Source organism: Chryseobacterium oryzae, from assembly GCF_022811665.1.
In the GTDB taxonomy this organism is placed as follows: Bacteria; Bacteroidota; Bacteroidia; order Flavobacteriales; family Weeksellaceae; genus Chryseobacterium; species Chryseobacterium oryzae.
The window spans coordinates 769,986-785,706 of record NZ_CP094529.1; the positions used below are offsets into that span (position 1 = coordinate 769,986).

Consider the following 15,721-nt stretch of genomic DNA (forward strand, 5'->3'; position numbering starts at 1 on the left):
ATAATAAAAAATCCGTCTCGAAAGAAACGGATGATATAATTTTCTGTGCAGCTATTATTTTGCAGCAGCAGCTTTTCTAGCTTCTTTAGCTGCTTTTTTTTCAGCTTTAGCTTTAGCTTTCAGTTCTTTAGGTGTTAATGGCTTCGGATCTGGAGCATTAGGAGTTACTTCACCTTTAATGTAAATTACGCTTCTGCTGTTAACAGGATCGTTAGAAAAAACTTCAATCATTTTTTGAAACGGAGCCACATTAGCTGTTGCATACCCTACTTTTATCTTCGCAGATTTTCCCGGTGCAATAGGCGTAGTGCTGAATTCTGGTGTAGTACATCCGCAAGATGCTTTTACATTAGAAATAATAAGTGGCTTATCACCAGTATTGGTTACAGTGAAAAATCTTGTACCGTCAGAATTTGGTTTAATTTGACCATATTCGTAAGTGGTTTTGTCAAAAGTAATAGTCTGTGCAGATGCTAAAGCGAAAGTTCCGAATAAAGCAATTCCTGCGATTAATTTTTTCATATTCTTTGAATGTTAAATACGTTGTTAGATAAATTTTGAAGAACAAAGTTAAAAATTATTTTAATTAGTGCTTAGATTTTTTTACTTTAAACTATTTTTGCAAATTGTAAGATAAAGAAATTAAAATTCTATGCAGATTTCAGAAAAATATAATCCACAGGAAGCAGAACAGAAATGGTATAAATATTGGCTGGAAAATAAATTTTTCCACTCAGAACCCAACGAAAAGCCACCTTACACCATTGTCATCCCTCCGCCAAACGTTACGGGGATTTTGCACATGGGGCATATGTTGAATAATACCATTCAGGATGTTTTGGTTCGCCGTGCGAGAATGCAGGGCTTTAACGCTTGTTGGGTTCCGGGAACAGATCACGCATCCATTGCCACCGAAGCTAAAGTGGTAGCAAAACTGAAGTCTGAAGGAATTAATAAATCTGATATTACCAGAGAAGAATTCTTAAAACACGCTTGGGAATGGACGGATAAATACGGAGGAACCATTCTCGAACAGCTTAAAAAGCTAGGATGTTCCTGCGATTGGGAAAGAACACGTTTTACCATGGAGCCAAAATTATCTCAACAGGTAATTAAATCTTTTGTTGATTTATACAATAAAGGATTAATTTACCGAGGCTACAGAATGGTAAACTGGGATCCGGAGGCAAAAACCAACATTTCAGATGAAGAGGTAATCTTTAAAGAGCAAAACGGAAAATTATATTTTCTAAAATATAAAATTGAAGGTTCAGAGGAATTCCTTTCAGTAGCAACCACACGTCCTGAAACGATTTTCGGGGATACTGCGATTTGCATCAATCCTAGTGATGAGCGATATGCCCATTTAAAAGGTAAGAAAGTAATCGTACCGATTGTTGAAAGAGTAATTCCGATTATCGAAGACGAATATGTGGATATAGAATTCGGTACAGGTGCTTTGAAGATTACTCCGGCTCATGATATTAATGACTATGAAATTGGGCAGAAGCATCATCTTCCAATGATTGATTCTTTGGATGACGATGGTAATTTGAATGAGCACGGTCTGCATTACGCCGGAAAAAACAGGTTTGACGTAAGAAAGCAGATTGCGAAAGAACTGGAAGAAAAAGATCTTTTGTTGAGAGCGGAAGATTATGTCAATAAAGTAGGAACTTCAGAAAGAACAGGTGCGGTGATTGAGCCTAAAGTTTCCGTACAGTGGTTCTTAAAAATGTCTGAAATTGCAAAACCTGCTTTGGATGTGGTAATGGATGATGAGGTAAAATTCTATCCTGAAAAATTCAAAAATACCTATAAGCACTGGATGGAAAACATCCGCGATTGGAATATTTCCCGCCAACTTTGGTGGGGACAGCAAATTCCTGCCTATTATTACGGTGATGGAGAAAATGATTTCGTTGTAGCTGAAAATATTGACGATGCTGTAAAATTGGCACAGGAAAAGACTTCCAACTTCCAACTTCAGGCTTCTGACTTGAAACAGGACGAAGATGCCCTTGATACCTGGTTCTCATCATGGCTGTGGCCAATGTCGGTTTTTGATGGTCTTCTTGATCCTGAAAATAAAGATATCAATTATTATTACCCGACTTCAGATTTGGTAACCGGTCCGGATATTATCTTTTTCTGGGTAGCAAGAATGATTATGGCTGGTTTGGAGTACAGAAAAGAAGTTCCTTTCAAAAATGTTTATTTTACAGGAATTGTAAGAGATAAACAGAGAAGAAAAATGTCTAAATCTTTAGGAAATTCGCCCGATCCGTTGGAATTGATGGACAAATACGGAGCAGACGGTGTTCGTGTAGGGATTTTATTGAGCTCTGCAGCCGGAAATGATCTTCTTTTTGATGAAGATTTAATGCTTCAGGGAAGAAATTTCATGTCTAAAATCTGGAGTGCATTCCGTCTGATTAATATGTGGAATCATGAAGATAAGCCGGCAAATTCAACAGAAATTCAGGCAATTGAATGGTTTGAGCATAAATTAAATAAAACAATAACCGAAATTAACGATCAGTTTGAGAAATTCAGAATTTCTGATGCTTTACATTTAATTTATAAGCTGATTTGGGATGATTTCTGCTCTTGGTATTTAGAAGCAATTAAGCCCAACTACGGAGAAGGAATTTCTAAAGAAGTATACTATAAAACGGTTGCTCTTTTTGAAGAATTAATGAAGCTCCTGCATCCGTTTATGCCTTTCCTTACGGAAGAATTGTGGCAGACTATTTCAGAAAGAAATATTGAAGATGCTTTAATTATCGCTCAGCAGAAAAAAGCAGAAGCATTTAATGAAGATATCATCAAAAACTTCGAAACTGCCTCTGAAATTATTTCCGGAGTTAGAAATTACAGACAGACTAAAGGAATTTCGCCAAGAGAAAATGCCGAAATCTATACCAATGCTTCAGAATTTGCCAACGAATCTGTTATTAAAAAACTGGCTAACGTTTCTGAAATTCATTTCGGAACCAAAACAGATAAGCCAAGCTTTACATTTTTGGTAGGATCAACAGAAATTTCTATTCCGCTAAGCGAAAACTTAGATTTGGGCGAAGAAAAAGCAAAAACAGAAGAAGAATTGAAATATCTAAAAGGGTTTTTGATTTCTGTAGATAAAAAATTATCCAACGAAAAGTTTGTTGCCAATGCAAAACCTGAAGTGGTAGAAGTAGAGCGCAAAAAACAAAAAGATGCTCTCGATAAAATTGCAATTCTGGAAGAGAAGCTAAAAACATTGTAGGATGCCGGAAGCCAAGTGTGGGATAGTTTTTATATCATCATCAAACATTCGGTTTCCATCATCAAATACTCAGTAAAAAAATAATGACACACATAGAAAACATAAAACGACTATTCTCAAAAAACTTTGTAGAAAGCCCGTTGCTGGAAAGTTTTGAAGTAGGAAAAATATATCTATCGAGCGGTAAGATCGTGACGTGCGATCCTGTTCTTACCAATGATATGAAACCTTTCAGTACAGATTTCCCGAAAGGTGAATTTCAGGTTTTACTGCATAAAGAAAGAGAGAGCAATTGTGTTGCATATGCAGAAATTGTTTTTAATGATTCTGAAATTGCAAAGTGGGAAATGGCGGTTACCGAAGGTCAAAATATTAAAGACCTTTCCGGTGAGGAAGTTTTCGGTTATCCGGTAGAAAGCGGTATGGGATGTTTTATGGATTTTGAGACGCAAAATCTTTTAAATACACTTGAAGTAGAGCTTTTCGAGAAAAAAGGAGATGATTTTATGGGAATTTACGAAGAGTTTTTCCACGAGCATTTTTTTGACGAAAAAGGAGCCATAGATCAATATGCATTCTTAAAACCTTTTGAAGATAAACCGGGAAATATTTGTGCTTTCGAAACAGGCTATGGAGAAGGTTTTTATGCCAGTTACATCGCTTTCGATAAAGATAAAAATCCTGTAAAAATAATTACTGAATTTATAGAAATTTTGGTAAGCTAAAAATACTTACATTTAAAAATTAAATTCAGAAGATAAGATTTAGTACCATGAAAATTTCATCAGAAAATCCCAAAATAGCTGTTGTAGGAAGCTGTTCCCTCGATTTGGTTTTGTATACAGATAAAATTCCTGCCGGAAACGAAACTGTATTGGCTCATCGTTCTGAGAATTTTTTTGGGGGGAAAGGAGCCAATCAGGCAGTTGGAACCGCAAGATTGGGAGCTAATGTTTATTTTGTAGGTTGTGTAGGAATGGATCCTCTCGGGCAACAGATTTTGCGTAATTTGGTAGATGAAAATGTAAATGTAGGATATGTCTCCGAAACCGATAAAGATTCTACTGGAATTGCTTATGTAACCAATTATAATGGTACTTTTTCAATTGTTGTAGATCCGGCTGCGAATAAATATCTCAATATTAAAACTGTTCAAAATGCCGAAAAATATATTGTTGCTTCAGATTTGGTATTGCTACAGCTCGAAATTCCGATTGAAGTAGTAGAGTTTACCGTAAAAATGGTGAAATCTCATGGTAAAAAAGTCGGTTTATATGCTTCGCCCGGAAAAAAACTGAGTGAAGAAATCCTAAACTCTGTAGATTTTATTATTGCTAAATCTAATGACCTTTCAACGATTTTTGGTGAAGGAGAAAGAGAAAAAATATTAGAAAAATACTTCAATAAGTTGTTTGTAAGAGATGAAACCAATTCTACGTTATACTTCGATGGTACAGAGATGAAATATTACCGTAATGAAAACGAAAGCATGATTTATAAAATGGGAATGGGCGATGCTTTTACATCAGGCTTCTCTGTTGCGTTGTGCCATAAAAACAGCATCGAAGATTGTGTGAAATTTGGTAATCTGGTTTCTTCCAAAGTTTCTATGGGAAAAGGTGCGCAGACTTCTCTTCCTTATCTTAAGGATGTCTTGTAATCTTTATTTGATGCATAGAAAAAGTAATGAAATTATCTTATTTTTAAAACTAAATATTCCACATTTACTGTGGATTTTTTATTTCTGCAATGCAACAAATTACTCTTAAAACAGCTCAAAATATTACCCTGACTGCACATCTTTTTCAACCTGAAAAGTCTAATGGGCAGATTTTGGTGATTAATTCTGCAACTGGTGTTAAACAACAGATCTATTTTGCATTTGCAGGTTTTTTAAAAGATCATGGGATTACTGTGATTACCTACGATTATTTTGGAATAGGCTTATCTAAACCTCAGAATATTAAAAAATGTGATGCATCTATGAGATCCTGGGGGAATTCCGATTTTAAGGCGGTTACAGATTATGTAAAAACTAATTTTGGCAGTTATAAAAAAATCTGTCTTGGTCATTCGGTGGGTGCGTTATTGTTGGGAATGAACGATGATTCTGTAATTTTTGATGAATTCATTTTTGTTGGAACTCAAAATGCTTTTGTTGGAAATCTAAGGTGGAAAACAAAGATTGAAGCGTATCTGGGATTCGGAATATTGCAGCCTTTATTTACTTCTTTTTTAGGGTATTTTCCTGCAAATTGGTTCGGGTTGGGAGAAAGTTTGCCTAGAAATTGTGCATACGATTGGAGAACCTTAATTTTGAATCATAAATCTACCAATAAACTGTTGGAGAAAATACAAAACTATTCTAATGCTTTAACACAGAAGGTATTAGTAGTTTATGCTGAAGATGATGATTGGCTTACGGAAAAGGGCGTAAAAACTCTTTTGCAAAATACTTACCCCAATTTACAGCCGGAATATCGGTTTTTAAAAAAACAAGAATCGGATAAGGGAGAAATCGGTCATATTAACTTTTTCAGAAGCTATAATAAAAAACTGTGGAATATTATTTTAAAAAAGATTGAAGAATGAGCGATATTATAAACAATACTATTGATTTTGTAAAAGATAAGCTAAATGGTGCAGAAGCAGGTCACGACTGGTTTCATATAGAAAGAGTTTGGAAACTCTCCAAAAAAATTGCTAAAACCGAGAATTGCCAACATGAAGTGGTAGAACTTGCTGCTTTGCTTCATGATATTGCAGATCCTAAGTTTCACAATGGAGATGAAACTTTAGCTTTAAAAATTTCCAGAGACTTTTTAAAAAGTCAGAATGTTGAAGAAGAAATTATTAATCAGGTTTTATTTATCATTCAGAATATTTCTTTTAAAAATAGGGGGGAAGCTCCTGAAATTCTTCCTATTGAACTGAAAATCGTGCAAGATGCAGACAGAATAGATGCAATTGGTGCAATAGGAGTTGCGAGAACGTTTAATTTCGGAGGTTTTAAAAATAATTTGATGTATCATACCGATATTGCTCCAAAACTGAACATGTCTAAGGAAGAATACAAGAAATCTAACGGAACAACCATTAATCATTTCTACGAAAAACTGTTGCTGTTAAAAGATTTAATGAATACCAAAGAAGGAAAAAAAATAGCCGAAGAAAGACATCAGTTTATGCTGACTTTCCTCGACCAGTTTTATAAAGAGTGGAATGTAGATTAAAAAATATTATATCCTAAAATTATTGAAGTATAACTATATTTAGCAGTTTGTAGTGTCTTTTTGTCAATGATATTATTAGGCGTGTCGTAACGTACTTCAACAGTATATTTATTTTTGTATGTATAACCACCTCCAAAAGACATACTTTTAAATATTTGGTTAGAGGATAGAGGAGTTTTGTCAAAAATAGTTCCATTATAATAGAAATCTATATTTTTTGCATTTCCTGTATTGAATCTGAATGAATTTATACTTGCATTTACAAAAAATTTAGAATTCTCATTTAAAAACATAGAATGTCTTATTCCAATAGGGATATTTATGAACGAATAAGAATCCATCCCCATACTATATAAGCTATTAGAAGAAACAGCGGTGACTTCTTTAAATGTATGAGCAGAATACGTAGGCTCGACGATAATTGCCCATTTGTTTCTGTTGAAAGGTAAAGTTATAACAGCTTCTACTCCTAATCTAAAATTGGTTGTAGACGGGAAATTATCTCCCTGTGATATTAAATTGGTAGTTTTTATAGGTGAATAGAAGTTAATTCCCGGTCTGATATTTAAGCCGAAGTTAATTTTTTTATCTTCACCTTTGTTGAGATTGTTTTTAATATCTTGAGGGCTATTATATGTGAAAATTTGTAACAAACTTTTTTCATTGTACTTAGCCTTAGTTATTAAAGATTTTATTTTTGGATCGTTTTTAAAAATATCTTCCAGTTGTTTAATATAAGTGTCATTTGTTGCAATACGAGATTCATTACCTTCTAAATAATACTTTTTGTAGATAAGGGGTTTTATTTCCGGATTTTCTTCATCAGAATAAAAGAATTTTGAGGCGTTGTTAATTCCGTGAAAAGTATATAAACGCTTATTCCCAGAAGTTAATTCTTTTAGAAAGACAGAGCTGTTTTTATATTCTGGTTCATATTGGCTAGACAGGTTAGATAAATCTGTAGAAGATATATCAATATTACCATTGTAAAAGACATATTTTGTTTTACCATATATACCAAATTCCTTTGTGTCAGAAAGAGATCCTACAACTTCTTTAGAATTATTGTCTAGTTTGTAATAAAAACTGCTAGGAGTAATTTCCCAATCCATGTTTTTAATGTAGACTTCTTTTTTATTGTCTTTTTTGTCAATTACGTACCCTTTTTCAAACTTCACTTGTGCAAGAGAAAATGATGAGAGGAAAAGAGCTGTCCCAAGAATAATTTTTTTCATAGTCAATCGAATTTAAGATCCAAATATACTTAATTTCCTATATTTGCCAAATGGGATTTATCATTTTTGTTATTTTTCTTAGCCTTATTTTTTCGCTTTTTCTATCCAAGGTAAAAAGAGGAATTGTCGGGAAATATGCCAAAATTTTTAGATTTACGAGTGTCATATTTTCGATTTCTATTTTCAGTTATTGGTTTGTAAAGAAGTCTTCTATAGGTATTGTGAATGATTCTGTTTCTTTGCAGGTCATCAACAAGCTTCCGCAACCGTTAGATTTTTATGTGATTAATGTAAATAATCTAGATCCGAATCTTCCGATGGAAACGAAACACATAGGAAAAATTCGTCCGGAATTTTATAGAATTGAGCATCTTAAGATGAATAAGTCCGATGAATATTGGATTGCAGGTTATTTAGGCAAAAAAAATCTTGTGTACTTTTCTCAACAGGCTATACCCAATAAAAACATGGATCAGATTGTGGAGGTTCAGAATTATATAAACCAAAGCGAAAAGCTTTCATCTATAGCTAAAAAAGAAGTAGAAGCCTACAATTACGAAAATATGCAATTGGGAATTTGGGTAACGCTGTGTTTCCTTTTGATATTCTTGAATTTAGGGTTGTTATTTAGGAAAAATTAAAATAATGTAGGCGGATTTTCCGGAGCCATTTTGGGAACAGTGAGATCAGTTTGCCATTCTTTATTCATTTTTTCGATAAAGTAAGCTGATAAAAGTGGTGAAGCCTTTTCAACATTCTGGTGAACAAAAAAATAGAGATTTTGTAATCCTTCTTTTTTCCATTGTGTTAGGTGATTCAACCAGTCATTCAGTCTGTCATAATCGCTTTCTGCATTCGCTCCCACATATCTTATAAATGCGTTGGGTGTGGTAAGCCTCATGTGGAGCATATCGCGTCTTCCTGCAGTGTCTACGATGATATTGGTGATATTATTATCTTCAAATAGCTGACAGGTTTTTTCTAGAATATCTTCATCCGTAAACCATTCTGTATTTCTGAGTTCTATGGCTAGAGGAACTTCTTTGGGCCATTTAATTACAAATTGTTCCAGTCTTTCGTAATCTTTAGGTTTGAAATTATCATGAAGCTGAAGAAAAACCATTCCTAACTTTTCTTCAAAATTCAGAACAGCAGTTGCAAATTGAGTAACTACATCATCAATATTCAAAAGTCTTCTGAAATGAGAAACGGTATTGGTGATTTTTGGAAAAAATTTAAAATCTTTCGGAGTTTTATCCTTCCATGCCTGTACCTGTTCTTCAGAAGGCATTCCATAGAAAGTAGCATTGAGCTCAATAGAATTAAACTGTGTAGCATAATAAGAGAGTTCATCTTTTGTACCTTTCGGATAAAAACCTTTTAGGTCTGTTTTATTCCATTTTGCACATCCAATTGAAATGTTTTCCAGACCTTTTTTGTTCTGTTTTAAAATCTCTTTGGTTCTAGGATGATCTTTTGGTAACGTAAAATTTATATTGGAAGGATCTTCTACTTGTCCGAATTTCATTATGCTAAATTTTGATATATGATTAGTAAAAGTAAGGAAATTTATAATGATAACTTCCTTTCTCATCTCTTAATGATTAAATGTATCTAGTCTTCATCTTCCAGCACAAAAATATCTTCCACTTTTTTGGTGAAATATTTTGCAATCTTTAAAGCTAAAACCGTTGAGGGAACATATTTTCCTGCTTCCATAGCATTAATGGTTTGTCTGGAAACTCCAATCGCTTTGGCTAAATCTTCCTGAGTGATGCTTTTTAAAGCGCGTTCTATTTTAATGGTGTTTTTCATTTTTTAAGCAGTAAATAATTAAATCTGAAAATATATAAAACCAAAGGTAAGAACATGGTAATAATCATCATAGTAAAAAACACTGCTCCGAAAACGGTTAAAAACAGAATTAAAACAATAGAGTAGGACACAATCAAACTCCAGAAAACCGATTTTAACCTTAAATTTGAAATATACTCATCTTCAATTTTTTCTTTCGAAAAACCTACGAGTATTCCTCCAATAATAATAAGCACACCAAATAAATTCGGAAATAAATCAATTTCGGCGGTTTGGAAAAAGCCTTTTGCTTCGGAGCCAAAAAATCCTGAATTATAAACAACAGGCAAAGAAATTTGAACATCCATAACTCCCGAGAGAGAAATTGCTCCCAAAATTAATGATGGGACGAAAATAAACCAACCAAGATTTTTTAATCGGTTGGGTAAAAGTTGTAAAGTATTCATATCAGTAAATTTTAATGATACAAATGTAAAAAATATTTTACAATATGTAAAGTTTATTTTACTTTTTTTTAAAAATTTTTATTGAAACATTTTTTAGAAAAAAACGACACTAATATTTTTCTTTTGAAGTATTAAGAACTGTTTCCCAAATATACTCTCCTCTAAATATTTTATAGTGTCCATCAGAAAAAATTACAATTGCAGAATTACAGGGATATTTCATTCTAAAAAATAAATTTTCTATAGTTCCCGATGTGTCATCCACCCAATTAGCCTTCTTTAGCCTGTTTTTTAGTCCATTTTTTTCTCGATAAACGAAATATAGATTTGAATTGATGCTTTTAAATTTACGGGTATATGTCTTTATATCATCAATCACATACGGATTAGTATCAGAATGTTCATTGCATTTATCTAAACCTTGATAATAATTAATTACAATATTTTTAGTATTGTTTTCGGGGATATTTAAGCGTTTTTTTACAATATTAAGATTAGAAGTGGTTAGTTTCCCATTTCCTTCATGTTCAATGCGTACTTTATACAGAACAGAATCTGTTTCAATGCTTTGAAAACGGTAATTTTTATTGCGTTTATTATATTCATCTTTAGAAATTTCTTCAAGATTATCGTTGATATAAATTTCTTTCTTCTGTGAAAATAAAATTTGATGTGCGGCAATTGCGAATAAGAGAATTATTATTTTTTTCATCATTTTCAAATTTATAAAAAACTTCAAAATGTTTCTTGATTAAAATAAAAAACCGCAGATTTTTTCTGCGGTTTAAAATATTTTCAATAAGTGGTCGACTTACTTTATTTTATATTTGATGAATATTAAGCTTCACAAGCCGAACAAGTCACAAAATTCACCATCATTTCTTTAGAAACAGAAGAACTTCTTTGGTAATACAGAGTTTTCACGCCTTTTTTCCAAGCTTCTATGTAAAGATAATTTACATCTTTTACAGGCATTGTGGAAGGAATCTGCAAGTTCAGAGACTGAGCCTGATCAATGTATTGCTGTCTTTGTGCAGCCTGCGAAATAATCTCCATTGGAGAAATTTCTTTAAACGTTTTGAAAACAGCTTTTTCTTCGTCAGTAAGTTCAGCCAAGTGCTGTACAGATCCATGATTTAACATGATGGTTCTCCATGTTTCTTCATTGTCAAGACCTTTTTCTTCCAGCAATCTAGCAAGATATTTATTCTTACGCATAAAGTTTCCTTTGGCTAAACCTGCTTTATAATAATTGGAAGCGAACGGCTCAATTCCCGGAGAAGTCTGTCCTAAAATAGCAGAACTGGAAGTGGTAGGAGCGATTGCCATTGTAGTTGTATTACGGATTCCATATCCTTTCAGCAGTTCTGGTTCTCCATAGATATTAGCGAGTTCTCTTGTTGCCTGATCTGCCTGTTCCTTAATGCGTCTGAATGCTCTTGCATTAAACTGCGTAGCTTCAAAACTCTCAAAAGGAATCATATTTTTCTGAAGATAAGAGTGATATCCTAAAACTCCTAAACCAAGTGCTCTGTGTCGCATTGCAAAATTTCTTGCTCCTTGAAGATAATAGTTTCCTTCAGTTTTCTCTATAAATTCAGATAAAACGGCGTCTAGAAAATAAATAGCAAGTTTAACGGCATCGGTGTCTTTCCATTCATCAAAAAGTTCCAGATTCATAGAAGAAAGGCAGCAGATGAACGATTCTTCCCTTGTAGAAGGAAGCATAATCTCCGAACAAAGATTACTTGCATTGACCGTTAATCCCAAATCTTTATAAACCTGAGGTTTGTTTCTGTTCACGTTATCGGTAAAGAAAATATAAGGAAGCCCTTTTTGCTGACGGCTTTCCAAAACTCTTGCCCAGACTTTACGTTTTTCCATATCACCGTCTATCATATCCTGCATCCAGTAATCTGGTACGCAAACTCCCGTAAAAAGGTTCTGAATTGGACTTCCGATGTCTTTTATGGATAAAAATTCTTCAATATCTCCGTGGTCAATATCCAGATAAGCAGCAAAAGCACCTCTTCTTACTCCTCCCTGAGAAACTACATCCATTGCAGTATCAAAAAGCTTCATGAAAGAAACTGCTCCTGAAGATTTTCCGTTATCGGTTACGGCAGTTCCTCTGTTACGAAGTTCCCCGAAATATCCTGACGTTCCACCTCCGATTTTCGTCTGCATAATCACTTCGCCCATTTTATGGGTAATTCCTTCAATACTGTCTGGAATATGTACATTGAAGCAAGAGATTGGAAGACCTCTCTGTGTTCCCATATTTGCCCAAACCGGAGAAGAAAAACTGATCCACCCTTTGGTAATCATTTCTTTGAAAGCAGGCTGCAATTCAGGTTTGTATAATCTTTTTGCGGCTGCAGTGGTAATTCTGTCAATCGCTCCGTCTACAGTTTCTCCTTTCAAAAGGTAACCTCTGTTCAGCATTTGCTCAGATTCTTCGTTGAGCCACCAGATATTTGTATTTTGTTCTTCCATGTTTTTTATATTGTAAAATGTACGTTGTACATTGATTTTTTATTTTTTTAGGAGCTTCAAGTTTTGTGTTTCTCCTCACTTTTCTACCTGCTTTCGCTACTCGCTTTTTTCTTTTGCAAAGAAAAAGAGCTCAGACATGCCGCTCAATCAGGGCTAAGACGATGTTTTGTTATCTTTACTTCTGAATACTCTCATTGCAAGTAACAAGTGCTATTTTTAAGTTTTGCCTAAAGCCCGTTTCTATTGAATTTTCCAATCAAACCTAACGGGTTTTCAAAACCCGTTAGGTTTTTACAATGATCTATTCTGTGTACTATAAACATCGCAATTATTCGTATGTAAACTCCAATATCCAATATCCTACTAACTGTTTTGGTGCTCGCTTCGCTCGCTCCACTTTTTATTTATTCAGCCCCGACAGACTGTAAAATTTCTACTTTATGAGAATCATTCAATCCGCTTTCGTCTCTTAATCTTTGAAACTCTTTGAAAGACGGAATATTTAAAATCATATTCTGTACTTCTTCGTTTTCATAATTTGAAAAATGAACAAACGTAACACCATCTTCTTTTACAAAAACTTTATACTCAAATTTTGACCGGTCTAAAGTTTTAAAATCATTCAAAAATTTCTGAATGTTGCTTTTGTTTTCAGAAACAAATTCAGGTTTTACGGTATAAGTTACAATTACGTTAATCATATTTTCTCTTTTATTATTTATAATGATGCAATTGTAAACGCTTTAAATTAAGTCATTAATTGAATTTTACAAAATATTTCGTTTGAGATACTTTGTGAATCTTTAGTTTGTGCTCAGAATGAAATAGCTATACTAGCTGTTTCGACGCTCGCTTCGCTCGCGCCCCGACTTGAGTGGAGCTCTTTTTTCTGAAAATCAGAAAAAAAGCGGGAACGGAAGGCGGATTAAGGCGCCCAAATTCTAAACTACCCCGTCAAAAATTCTCTGAATTTTCGACACCCCTTCAAAGAAGGGGAATTAAAATAAATCGTTCGCTGTGATAGACTTGTCATGTTTGGTATAATCTACCGGTCTTTTTGCAAAGAAATCATCCATAGAATTGGCGAAAACCTCTTCTTCAAACCACATTAATGGGCGGTATTGTTCAGGAGAAATATTGTATCTCGGCGCCATGTTGATTTTTTTCAAACTGTCGTCTACACGGTATTTCATAAAATTGATAAGATCTTCTTTTGAGAATTTATCAAGCTCACCCAGTTCGAAAATCCAGCTTAGGATTTCACCTTCCAGATCTACAGACTGATCTACCAAAGTATAAATATCTTCTATATCGGAATCTGTAAGAAGATCCGGCTGCTCCTCACGAATTTTGTTGATCAGGTAAATACCTCCGTTGGCGTGAATCTGCTCGTCAACAGAAGTCCAGGCAATAATATTGGAAACGTTTTTCATGTATCCTTTAAATCTTGTGAAAGAAAGAATAATGGCAAACTGAGAAAATAAAGACACATTTTCTATAAGAATACTGAAAAGCAAAAGAGAAGAAACATACTCTTTCGGCGTTGCAGAATTGGCATGCTTTAAAACATTAGATAAAAATTCGATTCTTTTTTTAAGAGCAGGAACTTCTACAACATGGGTAAATTCTTCGTTATAACCCAATACTTCCAATAATCTGGAATAAGCTTCCGAATGGCGGAATTCGCATTCTGCAAATGTTGCTCCCAAACCATTAAGCTCAGGTTTTGGAAGATGATTGTAAAGGTTTCCCCAAAAAGATTTTACAGAAACTTCGATTTGAGCAATAGCTAAAAGTGCATTTTTAACCGCATTTTTTTCGTGTGGTTCCAACTGAGAATGGAAATCCTGAACATCGGCAGTAAAATCTACTTCAGAATGTACCCAGAAAGATTTGTTGATGGCTTCTACAAACTGTAGAACCTCAGGATATTCAAATGGCTTATAACTAACTCTTTTGTCGAAAATTCCCATATCAAAAAATTAATGTTTTATACTTACTAAATCGTTGGTGACGAATGTCTGGATGTCTGTGGTTTTGAATATGTTTCTGTTTTTCTGCACTTTACAGTTTATAAACAGTTCGGTTTATTCACACTACAAACTCCCACAAAGTTAGAAAATGAAGCTCTATTTTGAAAGAGCAAAAGACTAATCGGCTGACTTTTAACCCTAAAAGTTTTCCACATTTACATGAAACTCCCTTGTGTATTGGATCACAGCGATTTAATATCTTCAAATGAATATGAACTAAGGTTTTTAGTTAAACGATTTTTTATAAAGTATTGAATTTTAATAATTTATATATTAAACAACGTTAATATAAAAGAAATTTTAAATATTGTAACAAATGTAATCTTACGACTACTTATTGAAAACAAAAAACAGCTTTGCTTAATGTTAGTAATCCAGGATTTACATAAGTCATACGATACGGGAAAGAGTAAATTACACGTTCTCAAAGGGATTAACCTCAATATTTCCGAGGGCGAATTTGTCTCCATTATGGGAAGTTCGGGTTCGGGGAAGTCTACTTTGCTGAATATTATCGGGATTTTAGATGAAAAAGATTCAGGTGTCTATGAACTGGACGGAATTCCTATCGAACACCTCAATGAAGTAAAAGCTGCAGAATATCGGTCCAGATTTTTAGGATTTGTTTTTCAGTCATTTAATCTCATTGGTTACAAAACAGCGGTAGAAAATGTGGCATTGCCTCTTTATTACCAAAATGTTCCCAGAAAAGAAAGAAATCAAAAAGCTTTGGAGTATCTGGAAAAAGTAGGGTTGGGGCAATGGGCAAATCATCTCCCAAATGAGCTTTCGGGTGGACAGAAGCAGAGAGTTGCCATTGCAAGAGCCCTCATTACAGATCCGAAAGTAGTTCTTGCCGATGAACCTACCGGTGCTTTGGATTCTAAAACGACACATGATATTATGAAGCTCCTTCAGGATATCAACAACGAAGGGAAAACGATTATTGTGGTAACCCATGAACCTGATGTAGCCGCACAGACCAAGCGAAACGTTGTGCTTCGTGACGGCATTATCGAAAGTGATGAGTTCATTGAGCAGATTGTTTTGTAGCTGAAAGATGGTGTTGGAAGCTGAAAGTTTTATGTTTTCATAACTTTCAGAATTAGGCAAGATAACAAAAGCTTATTGTAAAATTAAAAAAAAATCGGCGGTAAGATCGGAAGGCTACCATCATCCAGTTTCCCGCTTCAAA

Annotated in this window: 16 protein-coding genes; 7 read left to right on the top strand and 9 right to left on the bottom strand. The window is 34.0% G+C overall.

Going from position 1 to position 15,721, the window contains the following annotated elements:
- Positions 1–54: 54 nt before the first annotated feature.
- Complete coding sequence (locus tag MTP08_RS03580) at positions 55–522, bottom strand: DUF1573 domain-containing protein (RefSeq protein ID WP_209388913.1); 468 nt, start codon at positions 520–522, stop codon at positions 55–57.
- Between the two features lie 130 nt (positions 523–652).
- Here MTP08_RS03580 and MTP08_RS03585 point away from each other — a divergent pair, with 130 nt between their 5' ends.
- The 5 genes from MTP08_RS03585 (at position 653) to MTP08_RS03605 (ending at position 6,501) form a co-directional block, all read left to right on the top strand.
- Positions 653–3,268 carry a valine--tRNA ligase gene (locus tag MTP08_RS03585; protein WP_243577075.1) on the top strand — a complete coding sequence of 872 codons (2,616 nt, stop codon included), beginning with the start codon at positions 653–655 and terminating at the stop codon, positions 3,266–3,268.
- Positions 3,269–3,351: 83 nt separating this feature from the next.
- Positions 3,352–3,993, top strand: a complete 642-nt coding sequence (locus MTP08_RS03590; RefSeq protein WP_243577076.1) for a DUF4241 domain-containing protein — start codon at positions 3,352–3,354, stop codon at positions 3,991–3,993.
- Positions 3,994–4,040: 47 nt separating this feature from the next.
- Positions 4,041–4,928, top strand: coding sequence for a ribokinase (locus MTP08_RS03595; RefSeq protein ID WP_243577077.1), 888 nt, complete (start codon positions 4,041–4,043; stop codon positions 4,926–4,928).
- A gap of 89 nt (positions 4,929–5,017) precedes the next feature.
- Positions 5,018–5,860, top strand: a complete 843-nt coding sequence (locus MTP08_RS03600; protein ID WP_243577078.1) for an alpha/beta hydrolase family protein — start codon at positions 5,018–5,020, stop codon at positions 5,858–5,860.
- Positions 5,857–6,501 carry an HD domain-containing protein gene (locus tag MTP08_RS03605; protein WP_243577079.1) on the top strand — a complete coding sequence of 215 codons (645 nt, stop codon included), beginning with the start codon at positions 5,857–5,859 and terminating at the stop codon, positions 6,499–6,501. Before MTP08_RS03600 ends, MTP08_RS03605 begins: the two co-directional genes overlap by 4 nt.
- On the opposite strand, the gene MTP08_RS03610 is transcribed toward MTP08_RS03605, so the two are convergent.
- The gene (locus MTP08_RS03610; RefSeq protein ID WP_243577080.1) at positions 6,498–7,736 is read right to left on the bottom strand and encodes a PorT family protein; all 1,239 of its coding nucleotides are present in this window, start codon (positions 7,734–7,736) and stop codon (positions 6,498–6,500) included. The genes MTP08_RS03605 and MTP08_RS03610 overlap by 4 nt on opposite strands.
- 50 nt (positions 7,737–7,786) lie before the next feature.
- Between MTP08_RS03610 and MTP08_RS03615 the strand changes: the two genes are divergently transcribed.
- Complete coding sequence (locus MTP08_RS03615) at positions 7,787–8,377, top strand: hypothetical protein (RefSeq protein WP_243577081.1); 591 nt, start codon at positions 7,787–7,789, stop codon at positions 8,375–8,377.
- On the opposite strand, the gene MTP08_RS03620 is transcribed toward MTP08_RS03615, so the two are convergent.
- The 7 genes from MTP08_RS03620 to MTP08_RS03650 form a co-directional block, all read right to left on the bottom strand.
- Positions 8,374–9,264 carry a DUF72 domain-containing protein gene (locus MTP08_RS03620; RefSeq protein ID WP_243577082.1) on the bottom strand — a complete coding sequence of 297 codons (891 nt, stop codon included), beginning with the start codon at positions 9,262–9,264 and terminating at the stop codon, positions 8,374–8,376. The two genes, MTP08_RS03615 and MTP08_RS03620, sit on opposite strands and share 4 nt — an antisense overlap.
- Positions 9,265–9,350: 86 nt before the next feature.
- The gene (locus MTP08_RS03625) at positions 9,351–9,551 is read right to left on the bottom strand and encodes a helix-turn-helix transcriptional regulator (RefSeq protein WP_209388920.1); all 201 of its coding nucleotides are present in this window, start codon (positions 9,549–9,551) and stop codon (positions 9,351–9,353) included.
- Positions 9,548–9,997: a hypothetical protein gene (locus MTP08_RS03630; RefSeq protein WP_243577083.1), complete on the bottom strand. Its 450-nt coding sequence runs from the start codon at positions 9,995–9,997 to the stop codon at positions 9,548–9,550. Before MTP08_RS03630 ends, MTP08_RS03625 begins: the two co-directional genes overlap by 4 nt.
- Positions 9,998–10,106: 109 nt before the next feature.
- Entirely contained in the window at positions 10,107–10,712 is a 606-nt protein-coding gene (locus MTP08_RS03635; RefSeq protein WP_243577084.1) for a hypothetical protein, read from the bottom strand.
- A gap of 122 nt (positions 10,713–10,834) precedes the next feature.
- A complete protein-coding gene (locus MTP08_RS03640; protein ID WP_243577085.1) occupies positions 10,835–12,493 on the bottom strand; it encodes a ribonucleoside-diphosphate reductase subunit alpha in 1,659 nt (552 codons plus the stop codon).
- Between the two features lie 404 nt (positions 12,494–12,897).
- Positions 12,898–13,194: a hypothetical protein gene (locus MTP08_RS03645; protein ID WP_243577086.1), complete on the bottom strand. Its 297-nt coding sequence runs from the start codon at positions 13,192–13,194 to the stop codon at positions 12,898–12,900.
- Positions 13,195–13,491: 297 nt separating this feature from the next.
- Positions 13,492–14,466, bottom strand: coding sequence for a ribonucleotide-diphosphate reductase subunit beta (locus tag MTP08_RS03650; RefSeq protein WP_243577087.1), 975 nt, complete (start codon positions 14,464–14,466; stop codon positions 13,492–13,494).
- Between the two features lie 423 nt (positions 14,467–14,889).
- Here MTP08_RS03650 and MTP08_RS03655 point away from each other — a divergent pair, with 423 nt between their 5' ends.
- Positions 14,890–15,579, top strand: a complete 690-nt coding sequence (locus MTP08_RS03655) for an ABC transporter ATP-binding protein (RefSeq protein ID WP_243577088.1) — start codon at positions 14,890–14,892, stop codon at positions 15,577–15,579.
- Positions 15,580–15,721 lie beyond the last annotated feature (142 nt).